The 14,157-nt window shown below is 33.1% G+C and carries 17 protein-coding genes and 1 tRNA gene; 6 read left to right on the forward strand and 12 right to left on the reverse strand.

Annotated elements, in window-relative coordinates; genetic code table 11:
• Positions 1–61 precede the first annotated feature (61 nt).
• Positions 62–135 (forward strand) — tRNA-Lys (locus TZ01_RS05520).
• Positions 136–313: 178 nt separating this feature from the next.
• Complete coding sequence (locus tag TZ01_RS05525; RefSeq protein WP_048101773.1) at positions 314–1,477, forward strand: DNA recombination protein RmuC; 1,164 nt, start codon at positions 314–316, stop codon at positions 1,475–1,477.
• Here the strand turns inward: TZ01_RS05525 and TZ01_RS05530 are convergent.
• The 6 genes from TZ01_RS05530 to TZ01_RS05555 form a co-directional block, all read right to left on the reverse strand.
• A complete protein-coding gene (locus TZ01_RS05530; protein WP_048101774.1) occupies positions 1,465–1,749 on the reverse strand; it encodes a DUF357 domain-containing protein in 285 nt (94 codons plus the stop codon). The genes TZ01_RS05525 and TZ01_RS05530 overlap by 13 nt on opposite strands.
• A 459-nt stretch (positions 1,750–2,208) precedes the next feature.
• Complete coding sequence (gene eif2g / locus TZ01_RS05535; RefSeq protein ID WP_048101775.1) at positions 2,209–3,426, reverse strand: translation initiation factor IF-2 subunit gamma; 1,218 nt, start codon at positions 3,424–3,426, stop codon at positions 2,209–2,211.
• 2 nt (positions 3,427–3,428) lie between these two features.
• On the reverse strand, positions 3,429–3,812 hold the full coding sequence (locus TZ01_RS05540) for a 30S ribosomal protein S6e (protein ID WP_048101776.1): 384 nt from the start codon (positions 3,810–3,812) through the stop codon (positions 3,429–3,431).
• Between the two features lie 76 nt (positions 3,813–3,888).
• The gene (rdgB, locus tag TZ01_RS05545) at positions 3,889–4,437 is read right to left on the reverse strand and encodes an RdgB/HAM1 family non-canonical purine NTP pyrophosphatase (protein ID WP_048101777.1); all 549 of its coding nucleotides are present in this window, start codon (positions 4,435–4,437) and stop codon (positions 3,889–3,891) included.
• A 78-nt stretch (positions 4,438–4,515) separates the two neighbouring features.
• Positions 4,516–6,123 carry a bifunctional N(6)-L-threonylcarbamoyladenine synthase/serine/threonine protein kinase gene (locus tag TZ01_RS05550; RefSeq protein ID WP_048101778.1) on the reverse strand — a complete coding sequence of 536 codons (1,608 nt, stop codon included), beginning with the start codon at positions 6,121–6,123 and terminating at the stop codon, positions 4,516–4,518.
• Positions 6,124–6,204: 81 nt separating this feature from the next.
• Positions 6,205–6,477 (reverse strand): HU family DNA-binding protein, encoded by a 273-nt coding sequence (locus tag TZ01_RS05555; RefSeq protein WP_048101779.1) that lies wholly within the window; start codon positions 6,475–6,477, stop codon positions 6,205–6,207.
• Positions 6,478–6,641: 164 nt separating this feature from the next.
• Between TZ01_RS05555 and speE the strand changes: the two genes are divergently transcribed.
• On the forward strand, positions 6,642–7,463 hold the full coding sequence (speE, locus tag TZ01_RS05560) for a polyamine aminopropyltransferase (RefSeq protein WP_052656781.1): 822 nt from the start codon (positions 6,642–6,644) through the stop codon (positions 7,461–7,463).
• Here speE and TZ01_RS05565 read toward each other — a convergent pair.
• Genes TZ01_RS05565 through TZ01_RS05575 form a run of 3 tightly spaced genes read right to left on the reverse strand, consistent with a single transcriptional unit; the run spans position 7,460 to position 9,182 of the window.
• Complete coding sequence (locus TZ01_RS05565) at positions 7,460–7,831, reverse strand: DUF3198 domain-containing protein (protein ID WP_048101780.1); 372 nt, start codon at positions 7,829–7,831, stop codon at positions 7,460–7,462. The genes speE and TZ01_RS05565 overlap by 4 nt on opposite strands.
• A 34-nt stretch (positions 7,832–7,865) precedes the next feature.
• Positions 7,866–8,156, reverse strand: a complete 291-nt coding sequence (locus tag TZ01_RS05570; protein ID WP_048101781.1) for a DUF5611 family protein — start codon at positions 8,154–8,156, stop codon at positions 7,866–7,868.
• A gap of 12 nt (positions 8,157–8,168) precedes the next feature.
• On the reverse strand, positions 8,169–9,182 hold the full coding sequence (locus TZ01_RS05575; RefSeq protein ID WP_048101782.1) for a TIM barrel protein: 1,014 nt from the start codon (positions 9,180–9,182) through the stop codon (positions 8,169–8,171).
• A 206-nt stretch (positions 9,183–9,388) separates the two neighbouring features.
• Here TZ01_RS05575 and TZ01_RS05580 point away from each other — a divergent pair, with 206 nt between their 5' ends.
• Both TZ01_RS05580 and TZ01_RS05585 read left to right on the forward strand, forming a co-directional pair.
• Complete coding sequence (locus TZ01_RS05580) at positions 9,389–10,291, forward strand: NAD(P)-dependent oxidoreductase (RefSeq protein WP_048101858.1); 903 nt, start codon at positions 9,389–9,391, stop codon at positions 10,289–10,291.
• Between the two features lie 2 nt (positions 10,292–10,293).
• Positions 10,294–11,412: an alanine--glyoxylate aminotransferase family protein gene (locus TZ01_RS05585; protein WP_048101783.1), complete on the forward strand. Its 1,119-nt coding sequence runs from the start codon at positions 10,294–10,296 to the stop codon at positions 11,410–11,412.
• Positions 11,413–11,458: 46 nt separating this feature from the next.
• Here the strand turns inward: TZ01_RS05585 and TZ01_RS05590 are convergent, their stop codons facing one another.
• The 3 genes from TZ01_RS05590 to alaXM form a co-directional block, all read right to left on the reverse strand.
• On the reverse strand, positions 11,459–11,743 hold the full coding sequence (locus tag TZ01_RS05590; protein WP_048101859.1) for a ferritin: 285 nt from the start codon (positions 11,741–11,743) through the stop codon (positions 11,459–11,461).
• 5 nt (positions 11,744–11,748) lie between these two features.
• Positions 11,749–12,435 carry a peroxiredoxin gene (locus TZ01_RS05595; protein ID WP_048101784.1) on the reverse strand — a complete coding sequence of 229 codons (687 nt, stop codon included), beginning with the start codon at positions 12,433–12,435 and terminating at the stop codon, positions 11,749–11,751.
• A 187-nt stretch (positions 12,436–12,622) separates the two neighbouring features.
• Complete coding sequence (alaXM, locus tag TZ01_RS05600; RefSeq protein ID WP_048101785.1) at positions 12,623–13,342, reverse strand: alanyl-tRNA editing protein AlaXM; 720 nt, start codon at positions 13,340–13,342, stop codon at positions 12,623–12,625.
• Positions 13,343–13,451: 109 nt separating this feature from the next.
• On the opposite strand from alaXM, the gene TZ01_RS05605 reads away from it, so the two are divergent.
• Complete coding sequence (locus TZ01_RS05605; protein ID WP_048101786.1) at positions 13,452–14,114, forward strand: thioredoxin family protein; 663 nt, start codon at positions 13,452–13,454, stop codon at positions 14,112–14,114.
• Positions 14,115–14,157 lie beyond the last annotated feature (43 nt).

The raw sequence follows: 14,157 nt of genomic DNA on the forward strand, positions 1-14,157 counted from the left end.
GTATTAAACAGAGGATTATAATTATTAAAAGTTAAAATACTATTTTGTTATACATAGGTGTGGGTCCGTAGCTCAGCTAGGTAGAGCGATGGACTCTTAATCCATCGGTCAAGGGTTCAAATCCCTTCGGACCCGCTTAAATTTATAGCGTGATTTAAAAATTAATATTTTTATAAGGCAGATTATATATTTTATTTAATTAATTTTCTAAATTATAATTTTAAGTATATCATGCTTAACTATTTAATAAATTTACAGTATTTGTTGGACTAGGTATGACAAAGATTAAATTATTATATTAAATCCTATAACCATGCTAAATATAAATCTTCAGTGGTTTCTTTCAGGCATGGGTGCCGGTATTATTTCAGGCATTTTAATTTATTACGTTATTTCCAGAAAAACTATGAATTCAATGCTTGAAAAACTTAATATGAATTTTAAGGATGTCATTAATAAATATATAAATGATCAGAACAGTAATTTAATTAATACTGGTTCAATGGTATTTAAAAACGCCATTGAAACTGAAAGGCAGGAAAATGAGAAAAATCTTTTAAAAATAAGCAGTATAATTGAGCCATTAAAAGAATCTTTAAAGAGCTATAATGAATATTTAGAAAGTGCAGAAAAAAGCAGAAAAATGGAACTTGGGTCACTTAATAACAATATTGAAAATTTATATAAAAAGATAAACTCCCTTGAAACAGATACGAATAAGCTTGTATATGCATTAAAAAATCCATCCATAAGGGGGAAATGGGGAGAAATAACTTTAAGGAGGATAGTTGAAATGGCCGGAATGTCTCCCTACTGTGATTTTTCAGAACAAACAGCATCTAATGACAGTGAGGCAAAACCAGATATGATAATAAGAATGCCAAATAATAGGCGGGTAATAATAGATTCCAAAGTTCCAATGACAGGATATTTTGAGTACTTAGAAAATCCAGAAAATAAGGATCAACTGACCAGGTATGTATCCGCCTTTAATAACCACGTTAGAGAGCTTTCAAATAAAAAATACTGGGAAAAATTCAATAATTCTGTAGATTTTGTTATAATGTTTATACCTTTGGAATCACTTCTTGGTATAATAATGGAAAATTCAAGCAGTATAATAGAGGATGCTATATCAAAAAAGGTTATCATTGCAACACCCATAACCCTAATATCACTTTTATTAACAATACATATGGGATGGAGGGATGTTAACACATACAATAATTTTAATTCGCTTATTGCTGATGTAAAGGAATTTTATAAACAGCTGGATGATTTTACAGGTGCATTGAATGATTTATCAAGAAACATAAATAAAACTGTTGAATCCTTTAATAAGGCATCAAAATATTTAAATTCAAGACTTGAGCCTGTAATTGAAAAACTAATAAAAACAGAGATACCCAAAGAAGATAAAAACCTTAATATATATAGCGTTGAAAATAATGCTGATGAGGTTAATCATCTAAACTGAGTAAATAACCGGTAGTCCGGACCACCTGTAAATATTCCCAGCCTAATCCCGGAATCAAGCCAGCCATATGAATAATTCAATGCTGCAAAAGCATTAATTAAATCATTTTTTTCATAAAAATATCGTGCATCGTTGTAATAATTTTTTACCATTTCAAGGTGATCCGATGCTATTTGGTATAAATGCGACTCCTTTGGAACTGATATTTTGACCTTTTTTAGGGCCTCTTCCTCAATAGCAAAATATTTTTTAACACGATTTTCTAACTCCATGACCTTTAATCCAATAGAAAGTATTATTTTTTCTTATATATTTTATCACCAAATAGTTTTTAAATATTAATACTTAATAACTTATTATATTATACGAATAAAAATTTAGTATATAAATCAGTTACCATACATATTATCTATAATACTGATAACCATTTATACAAGTGATATATTATAAAAAATTCAATTTCTGAATAATTTAACGGAATATAGGTTTATAGGTTATTGGGTTTTATACAGGAAGGTTAAGCATTAACGAGAAAATAGCTTACAAAGGTGCATGTTAACATTGTTAGCAGAAACTGTAAACTGATTGCAACATAGCTGATAAATTTATGAATGGCACAATATCTGCATTAATTATGCACCTTGCAATAATACCAATCGCATTTGTTTTATCCATGTCATGTGAAAAATATAGAAGCAATAAAAATGCATTGTAATAATCCAGAAATCATTTTATATATTTTTTATTGAACCATAACCGATTAAACGCCATCTATTTGAAATTCTTCTACCTATTGCGATTCTATCCCCAATACTTGCCGCAACAGGATATTTTAATGAAACCTCAACATTTCCATCTTTAATAGAGGTTATAACGCCGATGGTATTTGCAGTTCCCACTGTAAGCATTATCATTTCATTAATTTTTAATGGTTCAACCTTCTGCTCCTCATCAAAACCGACAACCCTTTTGAGCAGGTGTGAATCCATGGAGAGATTGAAAATTGTTTTTGGTACCTTCCCAATCCTTCCTATTACCCTACCTGTAAAGGAATCCCCCTTTGTTAAAAAGGGATCAAGTGTTGTTCCAACAGCCGCAAGGCCTCCGGGATATATTCTATCATATGATTCGGATCCTGCCATTAATGATACTATTCTGGTGGTCATATTTTCCCAAACCGTTTTATTGCCACGGTTAATCTGTATACCTGGTGATATTTCTATTTCATCACCAACACTGAGCATGCCACGTATTAATGAGCCGCCAAGAACTCCGCCTTTAAGGTCTTTTATTTTTGTTCCCGGTTTATTTACATCAAATGACCTTGCAACATACATTATTGGATCATCATTCTCATTAAATTTCGGTGTTTTTATTATATTTTCAATAGCCTCCAGAACGACATCTATATTTGTGTTATGATATGCACTAACAGGAATTATTGGTGCATTTTCAGCTATACTCCCTTTCAAAAATGCCTTTATCTCATTATAACTTTCTATTGCCCTTTCCCTGGTCACAAGGTCTATTTTATTCTGAACAACAATAATTTCCTTTATGCCCATTATTTCCAAGGCAGTAAGATGCTCCCGTGTCTGTGGCTGGGGGCATTTTTCATTTGCAGCTATAACAAGAATGGCACCATTCATTATTGATGATCCTGCAAGCATTGTTGCCATTAATGTTTCATGGCCAGGAGCATCAACTATTGATATAACCCTTGAAAGTTCACACGAATCATTAATTTTTTTATTGCTATAAAAGACCTTGCCTTCAGCATTAACGCATTTATATATTGGTGTATCTGCATAACCAAGTTTAATTGATATGCCACGCTTAACTTCCTCTGAATGCACATCTGTTTTTTTGCCGGTTAATGCATATGTAAGCGTACTTTTCCCATGGTCAACATGACCAACCATTCCTATATTTACCGAAGGCTGTTGCATTTTTACTGTTCTCCCTCAGTAGTATTATTTTCTTCTAGTGGTTTTGGGCCATACTGTGTAATAACCAAATTAAGCTGGGCTATATCGGACCCTATAACATTGCCCCTGAATGTGACCCTTTTCCTTATTCCCTTTTTTGCCTTTTCTCCCCTTTCATAGGTTATTAATAATCTTTTTTTACCCATGATTGGAAGGTCCTTTCTCATGGGGAAACCGTCCTTTGCGCTTCCACCCGTAATTTTCATTTTGTACCCAGGCATATCAAAAAATATGCCATCTATTTCCTCACCGAGCCTTCTGCCTGTTAGAGAACCCAGAACATCGTCTGAAAATTCTTTTTTGTACGTTTTCCCGGTTTTTTTATCAGCAATAACTGCAACTGCCATAATATTTCACCATAATTTTTTGATTTATTCCCTATTATATGCTTATTAATAAAATTATAGATTTTTAAATCAAAGTTTAAACAATACTATTATCCTTTAAAAATGCCATGAATTTCTTTATGGCCTTACCACGGTGTGATATTTTATTTTTTTCCTCAATGCTAAGTTCAGACAGCGTTTTATTAGAGTTTTCTGGTACAAATATTGGATCATATCCAAATGCATGTCCACCATGTTCCACATCTGCTATTATACCTTTTAAAATTCCTGAAAACTGGTAGATATTATTCTTATAATAAAATGATATAACTGTCTTAAAATATGCTCTGGACCCTGATGCAAGTCGAACTATCAGAGAATTTCCAAGCGTATCATGGACATAGGATGCATATGGACCAGGAAAACCATTAAGGTTTTCAATATAAAGGCCGGTATCATCAATAAAGAATGGTTCATTTACCTGGCCTACCAGGCTTTCACAGCTCCAGCGGGAAATAAATTCATTGTCATTTCCCTGTACTTCTGGATATTCCATTTCTATCCATGAGATATCTATACCATTTTCTTTAAATTCTTTATATGCCTCAATATATTTGTTTTTATTATGGGTAACAAAATAAATCATAAATCCTAATATTAATATTGTTTAATTACTTTGGTTATTTATTGCAGGAAATAATATTTATGTATTCAGGCTAAATTTTCAAACATAGCGCCTTCTATCTGCTATTTCTTTTACAAGTGCAAGCACATCTTCTGGATTCTTGTAATATTTTTTATATGAATCAATGAATAATTTTTCTAAAGTTTTCCCATTTTCATAGAGATTTTTTAATGATTCGGTAAATAAGAATATATCATCTGCCAGATCTTCTTCCTTTGCAAGGTATTTTCCCATGCTTGGGTCTATTAAATATATCTGTGTTCCATTTATTATAATATTATTTGGATTTAGGTCTCCGTGTGAAATCTTATTATTATGCATTAATGCTATTGTATTTCCAAGCTTATCCATCAAATCCAAATAGAATTCCTTATCATGGTTATCATTTAGTGCCTGATTAAGCGTAATGCCAGGGATATACTGTATAGTTAATATATTTTGATATTTATCATAATCATAAACCATAGGTGATTTTATGCCTGCTGATTGGAGCTTATAAAGTATCATAAATTCATTTCTCGTTCTTTCATTTCTGATTTTTTTATCCAGCTTTTTGTTACGGTACGATTTAATTAACCGCTCCTTCATTATCACATCGCGCCCATAGAAATCCTTTCTGGTTATTTTGGATTCTGCACCACGATTTACACATGCCTCAATTTTTACTGATTTTATCCATGGAACCTCAACCTCGTCTATTCTGAATCTTTGATTTACCCGTGTTTCCATAATTTGCTGCCTGGCACCATTTTTATACATTAAAAGACCTGCCTGTGCTATCATGGCACCATTATCCATGCAGTATTTTTTATCCGTCAGGTATGCCTTATAGCCCGAACTTTCTGCCATTTCTAAAATCATGCTTCTAAGTCTATCGTTTCTTGCAACACCACCGGCAAGGAGAATTTCATTTTTACTGGTATAATAAAGTGCACGTTCAAGCACCTCAATAACCATTGCAAATGATGTTTCCTGTATGCTAAAACATATATCTTCAAGCCTCTCACCTGTCTCCAGATACCTTTTTGAGGCAGTATATATGCCTGAAAATGAGGTATCCATGCCCTTTACAGAATAGGGTAGGTCCAACAGCTTCCTACCCTTTAATGCAAGCCTTTCTATAACGGGCCCACCAGGAAATGGAATTCCAGAATCACGGGCAAACTTATCAAGTAAATTACCAAGACCTATATCCATTGTTTCACCCAGAACCCTGTATCTTCCTGCCTCATGTGCAATAATCTGGGTATTTCCGCCTGATATGTATAACATTATGGGATCTATGGCACCTGAAAGTTTTCTACCTATTTCTACATGCCCAAGGGGATGATTAACACCAAGTATCGGTATATTATATTTTAATGAAAATGATCTGGCGGCAACAGCAGCTATTCTCAGGCATGGGCCAAGTCCAGGACCCTGAGAAAACGACACAAGGTCTACCTTATCTGGCCCTATTTTAGCCTCCTCAAAGGCCTTATGCATAACATCCATTATTTTATCTGCATGGTGTATTGCAGCCTCTCTTGGATGTATGCCGCCATGATCAGGTATGTATGTTGATGATGCATTTGCGAGAATTCTTGAGTCATCAACTATACCAGCGCTAATCGTATGTGCTGTACCCTCTATACCAAGAACTATCATTTGATTATAATTACATTTTAATATTTTAACTTAAATTTATAAATATCAAAATGATAAATATTAAAATAAAAAATATGAAATTTATTCTTTGTATTTTATTTTTGAAGAGGCCCTAAATACAAACTTATCTTTAGCTGGAACCTGTATTTCTGCCTTTGTCTGTGGGTTTCTTGCTGTTCTTGCGCTCTGCTTTTTCCTTTCAAAAATTCCAAAACCGGCCAGGTTTATTTTTGCACCGTTATTTACCTGCTCAACTGTCTCCTTAAGGAATTCGTTAATTATTTCTGCTGTTTTTTTCTGTGTTATTCCGGTTTTCTTTGCTATGCTTTTTGAAAGCTCACTTATCCCTACCATTATTTCACCAATACCATTATATACATAGACATATTAAAATCTTTCGTTTACAATTTTATTATGTTATTGAAAAATCGAAGTTCTGGAATATTCCAAAAATATAATAAAAAAAATAAAATAAAAACATCTGCTAAGAATTATATATTGTATAACCATACACTACCATGAGATTAATAGAGAACTGGTTTTCAGAGAGATATTCAGAAAACTTGCAGCTTTCATTCAGGGTAAAGGATCAGCTTCTTTCAATCAAAACCGACTATCAGAGAATAGATCTTTTTGAAACTTATGATTTTGGCAAGCTTTTATCTATAGATGGAACTGTACAGCTAACTGAAAAGGATGAATATATTTACCATGAAATGATCACCATGGTGCCTTTTTATTTTAATAAAAGACCCAAATCAGCCCTGATTATTGGAGGCGGGGATGGGGGTGCGGCTAAAAGATTGGTTGATTTAAATTTTGAAAGGATAGTAAATGTAGAAATAGACAGAAACGTTGTTGACGTTTCCAAAAAATATTTCCCTGAAATAGCCAAATCTTTTGATAATAATAGGGTGGAATTAATAATAGGGGACGGTATTAAATATATGAAAAATTCAAATGAAAAATTCGATAGAATAATAATAGATTCAACAGACCCTGTGGGACCAGCAGAGGGTCTTTTTTCCAAAGATTTTTACAAGAATGTATCCGATCACTTATCAGATGGCGGTATAGTGGTGACACAATCTGGGTCACCATATTATCAGCCTGAGGCACTATCCATGGCAAATAAGGGAATGAAATCGATTTTTAATAATGTACTAACATATATTGCATTCATACCGACATATCCAAGTGGACTCTGGTCATTTACCATGGGTTCTAATAAAGATATGTCCATAAGGGATGAAAAAAAATCCTTTGGTAAATATTTTAACGAAGATGTGCTTAATGGCTGCTTTAAACTTCCAGAATTTGTTAAAAAATTGATTGACTAATTTTTTGTTTTTATATTCCACCTTTTTTTAACCTCATTAAGTTTGATTTTATAACTGCCACCAAATTTTTTAGAGATTTTTTCAAGTTCAGGCAAATTTTTTAGGAATATTTTTTTGCTTTCAGTATTTATCATTTTTTTAAACTTGAATATATCATTTACATAAGCTGAGGTTTCATACACAAAATATATGAATATAATAAATGATGCCACCAAAATCCAGTACTGCCAGCTACCCAATTTGCTTATATTTATTAATCTGGTTACTGATGGGTTTTGGAATACCAAACCGTTTAAAGATGCTATAAAAAATATAATAGAAACCACGGAAATTATTGTGAATAAAATAAATAATTTATCTTTTGCCATATTTACATTATGCTCCTTTGTACTTTAATTTTATTCATTTTGATAAAAGTTTTTTCCTCTCTTTTGCTGTGTAACCCGTAAGCTTCTCTATTAATGCATTGTAATTCTTTATGGTTTCCTGAGGTTTTTCATAGCTTGTATCTGTTTCTGTTATGGCAAATAATTTTTTGCCGTCAGTCCATAATTCTATCCTTTTAAGCCCAGGGAAATTGGATATTATATGTCCACCTTCCTCCTTTATGCCTCCAGCAAACTCTTGTAAAATTGATTTTATATAATCATTATCCATTTTAATTCCTTTTTTTACAGGATAATCTCTAACCATATTTAACCACCATTATGCCTTTTTGGCCAGTTTTTTCTGATATTTTTTTAACAAGGCACGCCAGTACATTAGTTCCATATACTGAGCATCGTGTTCAAGGAGTGGGGACATGGAAATTATGGTAACGTCATGGTCAAGGTTAATAAGAACCTCTGCAAGGGTTTCAAATTTAAGGTCTCCGTGCTTTATTGCAGTAATTTTGGTTTCATTGCCATTATCATATTCCACTCCAGCGAATTCTGTATAAAGATCCCCCTTAGCATACTTTGAAAATGCAGATATTACATGGTCAAAATCTTTTGTTTCTATTAATGACCCGTTATTTAAGGCATGTATGTGCGGAAAATTTAGTATTGGTTCAACGTCACTTATTTTGTCTGCCAGTGTAAATAAATCCTTCTGCGTCCCAAAGATGTCCTTTTTCCCTGAGGCTTCCACACCTATATAAGGATACCCCTTCTGATGCGGGAATAGCCTTGCAAGTTCTGAATATATTTCATATGCCTTCTTAGAACTGCAATTTTTTGTTTTGCAATAAAATCCAGTATGTGTTATTATTCTTTTGGCACCCATTGCCCTGCCAATTATTAATGACCATTTTAAATGATTAAAAGACTTATCTGCAATCTCACCACCATTTAAAAGGTCCATATAGTAAGGTGAATGCATGGATATATCTATGTCAAGCTCTTCTGCAACCTGTTTTCCAATATTTAGGTCGTCATAATTTCTGGCCATATTCCAGAATAGTTCCTGAATAATGTCGTCTTCCTCTATAACTGTATCAGTACCAACGCTGTTATAATTTCCAGATTCGTCTGGCCGTAACACATCAACTATTATTGAGTCCTCAACATCCTTCGGATACATGCCTGCATAATCCATTGCCGGGTCCTCACTTACATTAACCCTTAAAAGCTGAACTTCCAGTGAATTTAAACCCAAATTAGCAGTATCCTCTATAGAATCAACATATGTTCTACCTTTACTGGTTAGGGGTATACCAGCCACACCAAATTTAATCATTCTATAATTAATTAATTAACATTATTTTAATTTTTGTAATCAATTTAATGACCAGATAATTTATGAATTTATTTTAAGCTGTAAAAAATATTCAAAAATATACTTATTGGTAATATTTTATTTCTGATAGACTTAAAAATTTTAAATTTTTCTAAAATTTATAACGTTTAAACAAATTTTTATAAGCAATAATGCTATACCCTGTCATGGAAGGAAAAGTTCTTATATGTGACCCTGTGGATAATGTGCTTATAGAAAAACTAAAATCAAAATTTAATGTTGAATATCAGCCCGAAATTAACCGTGATAAGCTTCTATCAATTATTAATGATTATAATGTTGTTGTTGTGAGAAGCAGAACAAAAATAGATAGAGATATTATTGACAGGGGAAAAAATTTAAAAATAATCGCCAGGGCTGGCATTGGCGTAGATAACATAGATACAGATTATGCAGAGGCGAAAAATATAAAGATTGTTTACGCTCCAGGTTCCTCAACCGAAAGCGTTGTGGAGATTACACTGGCAATGATGGTTATGGGTGCCAGGGATCTTGTTAAGGGCATTGAAAACACCAGAAAAAATGATTTTACAAAGTTAAAAGGCTTTGAGCTTGCAGGTAAAACCCTTGGCATTCTTGGATATGGAAGAATTGGCCATGCAATAGCAGATGCCGCCAGGGCATTTAACATGAATTTTATTGCATATGACCCATATCCGGTTGAATACCAGGACTTTGTTAAAAAGGTTACCCTGGAGGATTTGCTAAAAAATTCTGATGTTTTATCCATAAATGTAACAATGAGAAAGGATTCACCATATATATTAAATGATCCGGAATTATCAATGTTAAAAAAAGGGGTTATTATTGTTAATACATCGAGGGCAAATGCAATAAATGGCAGGGATATGCTTAAGTATCTCAGGGATGGCACAATAAAATCATTTGTTTCTGACGTTTTCTGGCATGAGCCTGCAAGGGAGGATTATGAATTTGAAATGTTAAAGATGCCGAATGTGCTTATAACCCCACATCTTGGGGCCCAGAGTGCAGAGGCTCAAAAAAGAATTGCAATAATGACCGCAGAAAATATTCTAAAAGAGTGGTAAAAATGTTATTAATACCTGGACCGGTTGAGGTACCGATATCTGTTCTCGATGCTGCCACATATCTTGATAATCACAGATCCTCGAAATTCCGGGAGATAATGGCGGAAAATGAGGAGATGCTTAATTATCTATCAGGTGCATATAAAACTGTCATGGTAACAGGATCAGGAACACTTGCTGTTGAATCAATGGTATTTTCACTTATAGATACAAACAAAAAGGTTCTTTCAATAAGTTATGGAAATTTTGGAGAGCGCCTTATAGATTCAATAAAAAGAAAAACAAAAAATGCAGAGTTTGTAAATTATAATGAATTGGATCCGGAAAGCCTTATTAAAGATATACAATCAAGAGACTACGATTATTTATTTTTGGTGCATAATGAAACTTCAAACGGCACAGCATTGTATAATATAAAGGAAATTGTAAAAATAGTAAAATCAAAAAATGCCAAACTCTTAATAGATGATGTTTCAGGATATGCAGGATACAATTTAAATATGGATGGTATATATGCAATGGCCACTGGCAGCCAGAAGAATATAGCATGTGTTCCTGGAATAGCAATAATATTCCTATCCAAGGATGCATACAATGATGTAATGGAAATGGATATGTCAGGTGTCCCATTTTATCTTGATTTAAAAACATCATTAAAATTCCTTGAAAAAAATGAAACGACATATACACCTGCTACAGGGATATTTAATGCGCTTAACGTTGCATTAAAAATATTAAAGGATGAAACCATAGAAAAAAGGGCAAAACGCATAGCTGCATCCTCTGAGTTTATAAGAAAAATGCTTAATCAGAATAATATACAGATATTTGGAAATTCAGATACATATTCAAGTACTGTGGTGTGCTTTTATGATAATAATAATAGTGAAAAGATTAAATTACTTGCAGAAAAAAATATAGTTGTTGCCAAGGGCATGGGAATGATATCGGGAAATACAATTAGAATTGGAACCATGGGCATGATAAATGATGTTTATATCAAAAAATTCCTTGATGCATATTTTTCTTTAAGCAATATTAATGAAACAATTGACGAGAATGATATACCAAAGGAGACAAGACTTCCAGAATACCTTTACAAGGAAATGAACCTAGCATAAGTTTATAATTATATTATAATTAAATTTTATATTAAATTAAATTTTTTTAGTCCCCCAAGTCCTTTAATTCCTTATTTGAAAACAGTATCTCCCTCAATTCCCTATCAAGCTGCGGGTCATTTCTTCTAAGGTATTCAAGTAATAATGAAAAATGCTCCTTCTCATCATCACGGTTATGCTCTATTACATCCCTAAGATTTTTATCCTTTGTTGCATATGCCCTCTCATCATAGAACATTATTGCCTGCATTTCCTCTATTAGTGACTGCCTCGCCCTTGAAAGGTCCTTTGTTCTCTCATCCAGACTGCCTTCTGATTCATAAACTGGCATATTTCTCACTCCGTTTTTGATAAATTCTTGGCCTCCTTTACTTCCTCCTCGGGAGCATCCTGGTATGTGAGCCACCATGCATAGCCGCGGTATTTTTTCATTCTTTCAGGTATATCATTCATTGTTGCTGGTGGAGGATTTATAAACGCTGATTTTATTAGTTCATTATTTGGCCAGTTTGCAGGTGTTGCTATTTTAAATTTATCAACCATTTGCAATGCCTTTATCATTCTCAGTATTTCAGATATGTTTCTTCCTATTTCAAGTGGATAATATAATATTGCCCGAACAGTTGATTTATTATCGACTATGAACACCGCCCTTACTGTTGATGTTGCTGATTCTGCATGTATCATGCCGAGATTCCTTGCAACATTTCCCATAGGGTCTGCTATTATTGGGAATTTTATATCTATTTTTAAATTATCATGAATCCAATTTATCCATTCCATGTGTGATATCTTTGAATCAACGCTTAATCCTATCAGTTCTGTATTTAATTTCTTAAATTCATCGCTTCTCTGTGCAAATGAAAAAAATTCTGTTGTACATACCGGTGTAAAGTCGCCAGGGTGGCTGAATAATACAAACCACTTTCCTGAATAATCGTCAGGAAGCTTCTTGGCACCTTGCGTGGTTATAACATCCATCTCCGGAAATTTCTCACCTATCAAAGGCATTTTATTTTCCATGTTTATCACATTGATATATACAAGTGGTTAATAAAGTTATTTATTTTATCAATCTTAATGAATGATTATATAAAAAAAATATACAAATAAACATTATCATAAACCTAAAACATTTCAAATATTAATAAATGACACCATAATTGATAAACTGTTTAAATATATATGAAAAATTAAGTTTAAGAACTTTTTATTCTAAACTGAAATTTAATCTTTTATGGCCCTTTCCCTTGTTTTCTATTTTTCCCATTATTATTTTTCCAACTTCTCTGGTATTTTTAACATGTGTTCCACCGTCAGCCTGAAAATCAAAATTCTCTATTTCAATTATACGTACGTGATCAAGTTTCTTTATTAATTCTCTTCCTGGCTCTGTTCTGGCAAGACCGGGAATATTTAGAGCCTCATCACGGGATATATCCCTCTGAAAAACTTTTAGGCCCTTATTCACTATATCATTGGCCTCATCTATGATTTTAGATATTTTTTCCCTATCAATCTCTTTAAAATCGAAATCAACCCTTGCATGATCCTCATAAATCTGACCCCCGGTGATAAGACCTTCATCACTGTAATTATTATTAACAACACCATCAATTATATGCACAGCTGTGTGATACCGCATGTGTATGTATCTTCTATCCCAGTCTATTTTTCCATGCACATGGGCTCCTGGGGTTAACGATGAATTGGGATCTAAAACATGAATAATATCATCGCCCTCCTTATAAACATCTATAACGTTGTATGTTGTGCCATCCTGATTAACCGTACCGGTATCATTTGGCTGACCACCACTGGTTGGATAAAATAAAGTTCGATCTAATATAAACTTATTTCCATCAACAGAAACAACTTTTGCATCAAACTCAGTTCCATACATATCTGTATAATATAGCTTTTCGGTCATTCTTTAAAATATGGCAAGATTATATATTAATGTAATCATATAATAAATATAGTACACAAATTTGTGCAGAAATCTTTAAATAGTAGTTTAAAATACTTAATCGATAAATATGGCATTGATAAGAGATGAAGATAAAAAATACCTAATGGATGAATTTGCAAAAAAGCTAAAAAACCCTGTGGATCTGGTTGTATTTACATCCAATAATACAGACTGCAAATACTGCAAGGAAACAGTACAGCTTGCCGAGGAGGTTGCCACATTAAGCGACAAGATAAATCTGGTAAAATATGTATATGAGACCGATAAAGATCTTGTTGAAAAGTACGGTGTTGAAAAGTATCCAGCTACCATAGTGGCCCCAAAAGGTGTCGTGGATGGCAGGATAGTTTATTACGGTATTCCCTCAGGATATGAATTCGGATCATTAATAGAGGACCTTGAAAATGTTTCAATAGGTGATGCTGACGTGTCCAAAAAGGCTGTTGAACTGATTTCAAAGGTGGATAAACCAATCACAATAAAGGTTTATGTAACACCAACATGCCAGTACTGCCCAAGGGCCGTTGGAACAGCACATAAATTTGCGCTGCTTAACAAAAACATAAAAGGAGAGATGATAGAATCTCTTGAGTTCGATCAGGAAGCTTCAGATGTTGGTGTTTCTGCAGTACCGCATATAGTGATAAATGATGATGTTACTTTTGTTGGAGCATACCCTGACGACCAGTTTGCGGAATATGTAATGGAAGCATATAACCACGAAGAATAAAAATAATTATTTAATTATAAATTTTTTAAATTTTAATCCTGAA

Source organism: Acidiplasma sp. MBA-1 (assembly GCF_000949015.1).
Taxonomy (GTDB): domain Archaea; phylum Thermoplasmatota; class Thermoplasmata; order Thermoplasmatales; family Thermoplasmataceae; genus Acidiplasma; species Acidiplasma aeolicum.

Excerpts from the sequence above, each read along its gene's own strand:
- TZ01_RS05525 (WP_048101773.1), top strand. The coding sequence starts at position 314 with ATGCTAAATATAAATCTTCAGTGGTTTCTTTCAGGCATGGGTGCCGGT.
- TZ01_RS05530 (WP_048101774.1), bottom strand. The coding sequence starts at position 1,749 with ATGGAGTTAGAAAATCGTGTTAAAAAATATTTTGCTATTGAGGAAGAG.
- eif2g (WP_048101775.1), bottom strand. The coding sequence starts at position 3,426 with ATGCAACAGCCTTCGGTAAATATAGGAATGGTTGGTCATGTTGACCAT.
- TZ01_RS05540 (WP_048101776.1), bottom strand. The coding sequence starts at position 3,812 with ATGGCAGTTGCAGTTATTGCTGATAAAAAAACCGGGAAAACGTACAAA.
- rdgB (WP_048101777.1), bottom strand. The coding sequence starts at position 4,437 with ATGATTTATTTTGTTACCCATAATAAAAACAAATATATTGAGGCATAT.
- TZ01_RS05550 (WP_048101778.1), bottom strand. The coding sequence starts at position 6,123 with ATGATAGTTCTTGGTATAGAGGGTACAGCACATACGATTAGCGCTGGT.
- TZ01_RS05555 (WP_048101779.1), bottom strand. The coding sequence starts at position 6,477 with ATGGTAGGGATAAGTGAGCTTTCAAAAAGCATAGCAAAGAAAACCGGA.
- speE (WP_052656781.1), top strand. The coding sequence starts at position 6,642 with ATGAGATTAATAGAGAACTGGTTTTCAGAGAGATATTCAGAAAACTTG.
- TZ01_RS05565 (WP_048101780.1), bottom strand. The coding sequence starts at position 7,831 with ATGGCAAAAGATAAATTATTTATTTTATTCACAATAATTTCCGTGGTT.
- TZ01_RS05570 (WP_048101781.1), bottom strand. The coding sequence starts at position 8,156 with ATGGTTAGAGATTATCCTGTAAAAAAAGGAATTAAAATGGATAATGAT.
- TZ01_RS05575 (WP_048101782.1), bottom strand. The coding sequence starts at position 9,182 with ATGATTAAATTTGGTGTGGCTGGTATACCCCTAACCAGTAAAGGTAGA.
- TZ01_RS05580 (WP_048101858.1), top strand. The coding sequence starts at position 9,389 with ATGGAAGGAAAAGTTCTTATATGTGACCCTGTGGATAATGTGCTTATA.
- TZ01_RS05585 (WP_048101783.1), top strand. The coding sequence starts at position 10,294 with ATGTTATTAATACCTGGACCGGTTGAGGTACCGATATCTGTTCTCGAT.
- TZ01_RS05590 (WP_048101859.1), bottom strand. The coding sequence starts at position 11,743 with ATGCCAGTTTATGAATCAGAAGGCAGTCTGGATGAGAGAACAAAGGAC.
- TZ01_RS05595 (WP_048101784.1), bottom strand. The coding sequence starts at position 12,435 with ATGGAAAATAAAATGCCTTTGATAGGTGAGAAATTTCCGGAGATGGAT.
- alaXM (WP_048101785.1), bottom strand. The coding sequence starts at position 13,342 with ATGACCGAAAAGCTATATTATACAGATATGTATGGAACTGAGTTTGAT.
- TZ01_RS05605 (WP_048101786.1), top strand. The coding sequence starts at position 13,452 with ATGGCATTGATAAGAGATGAAGATAAAAAATACCTAATGGATGAATTT.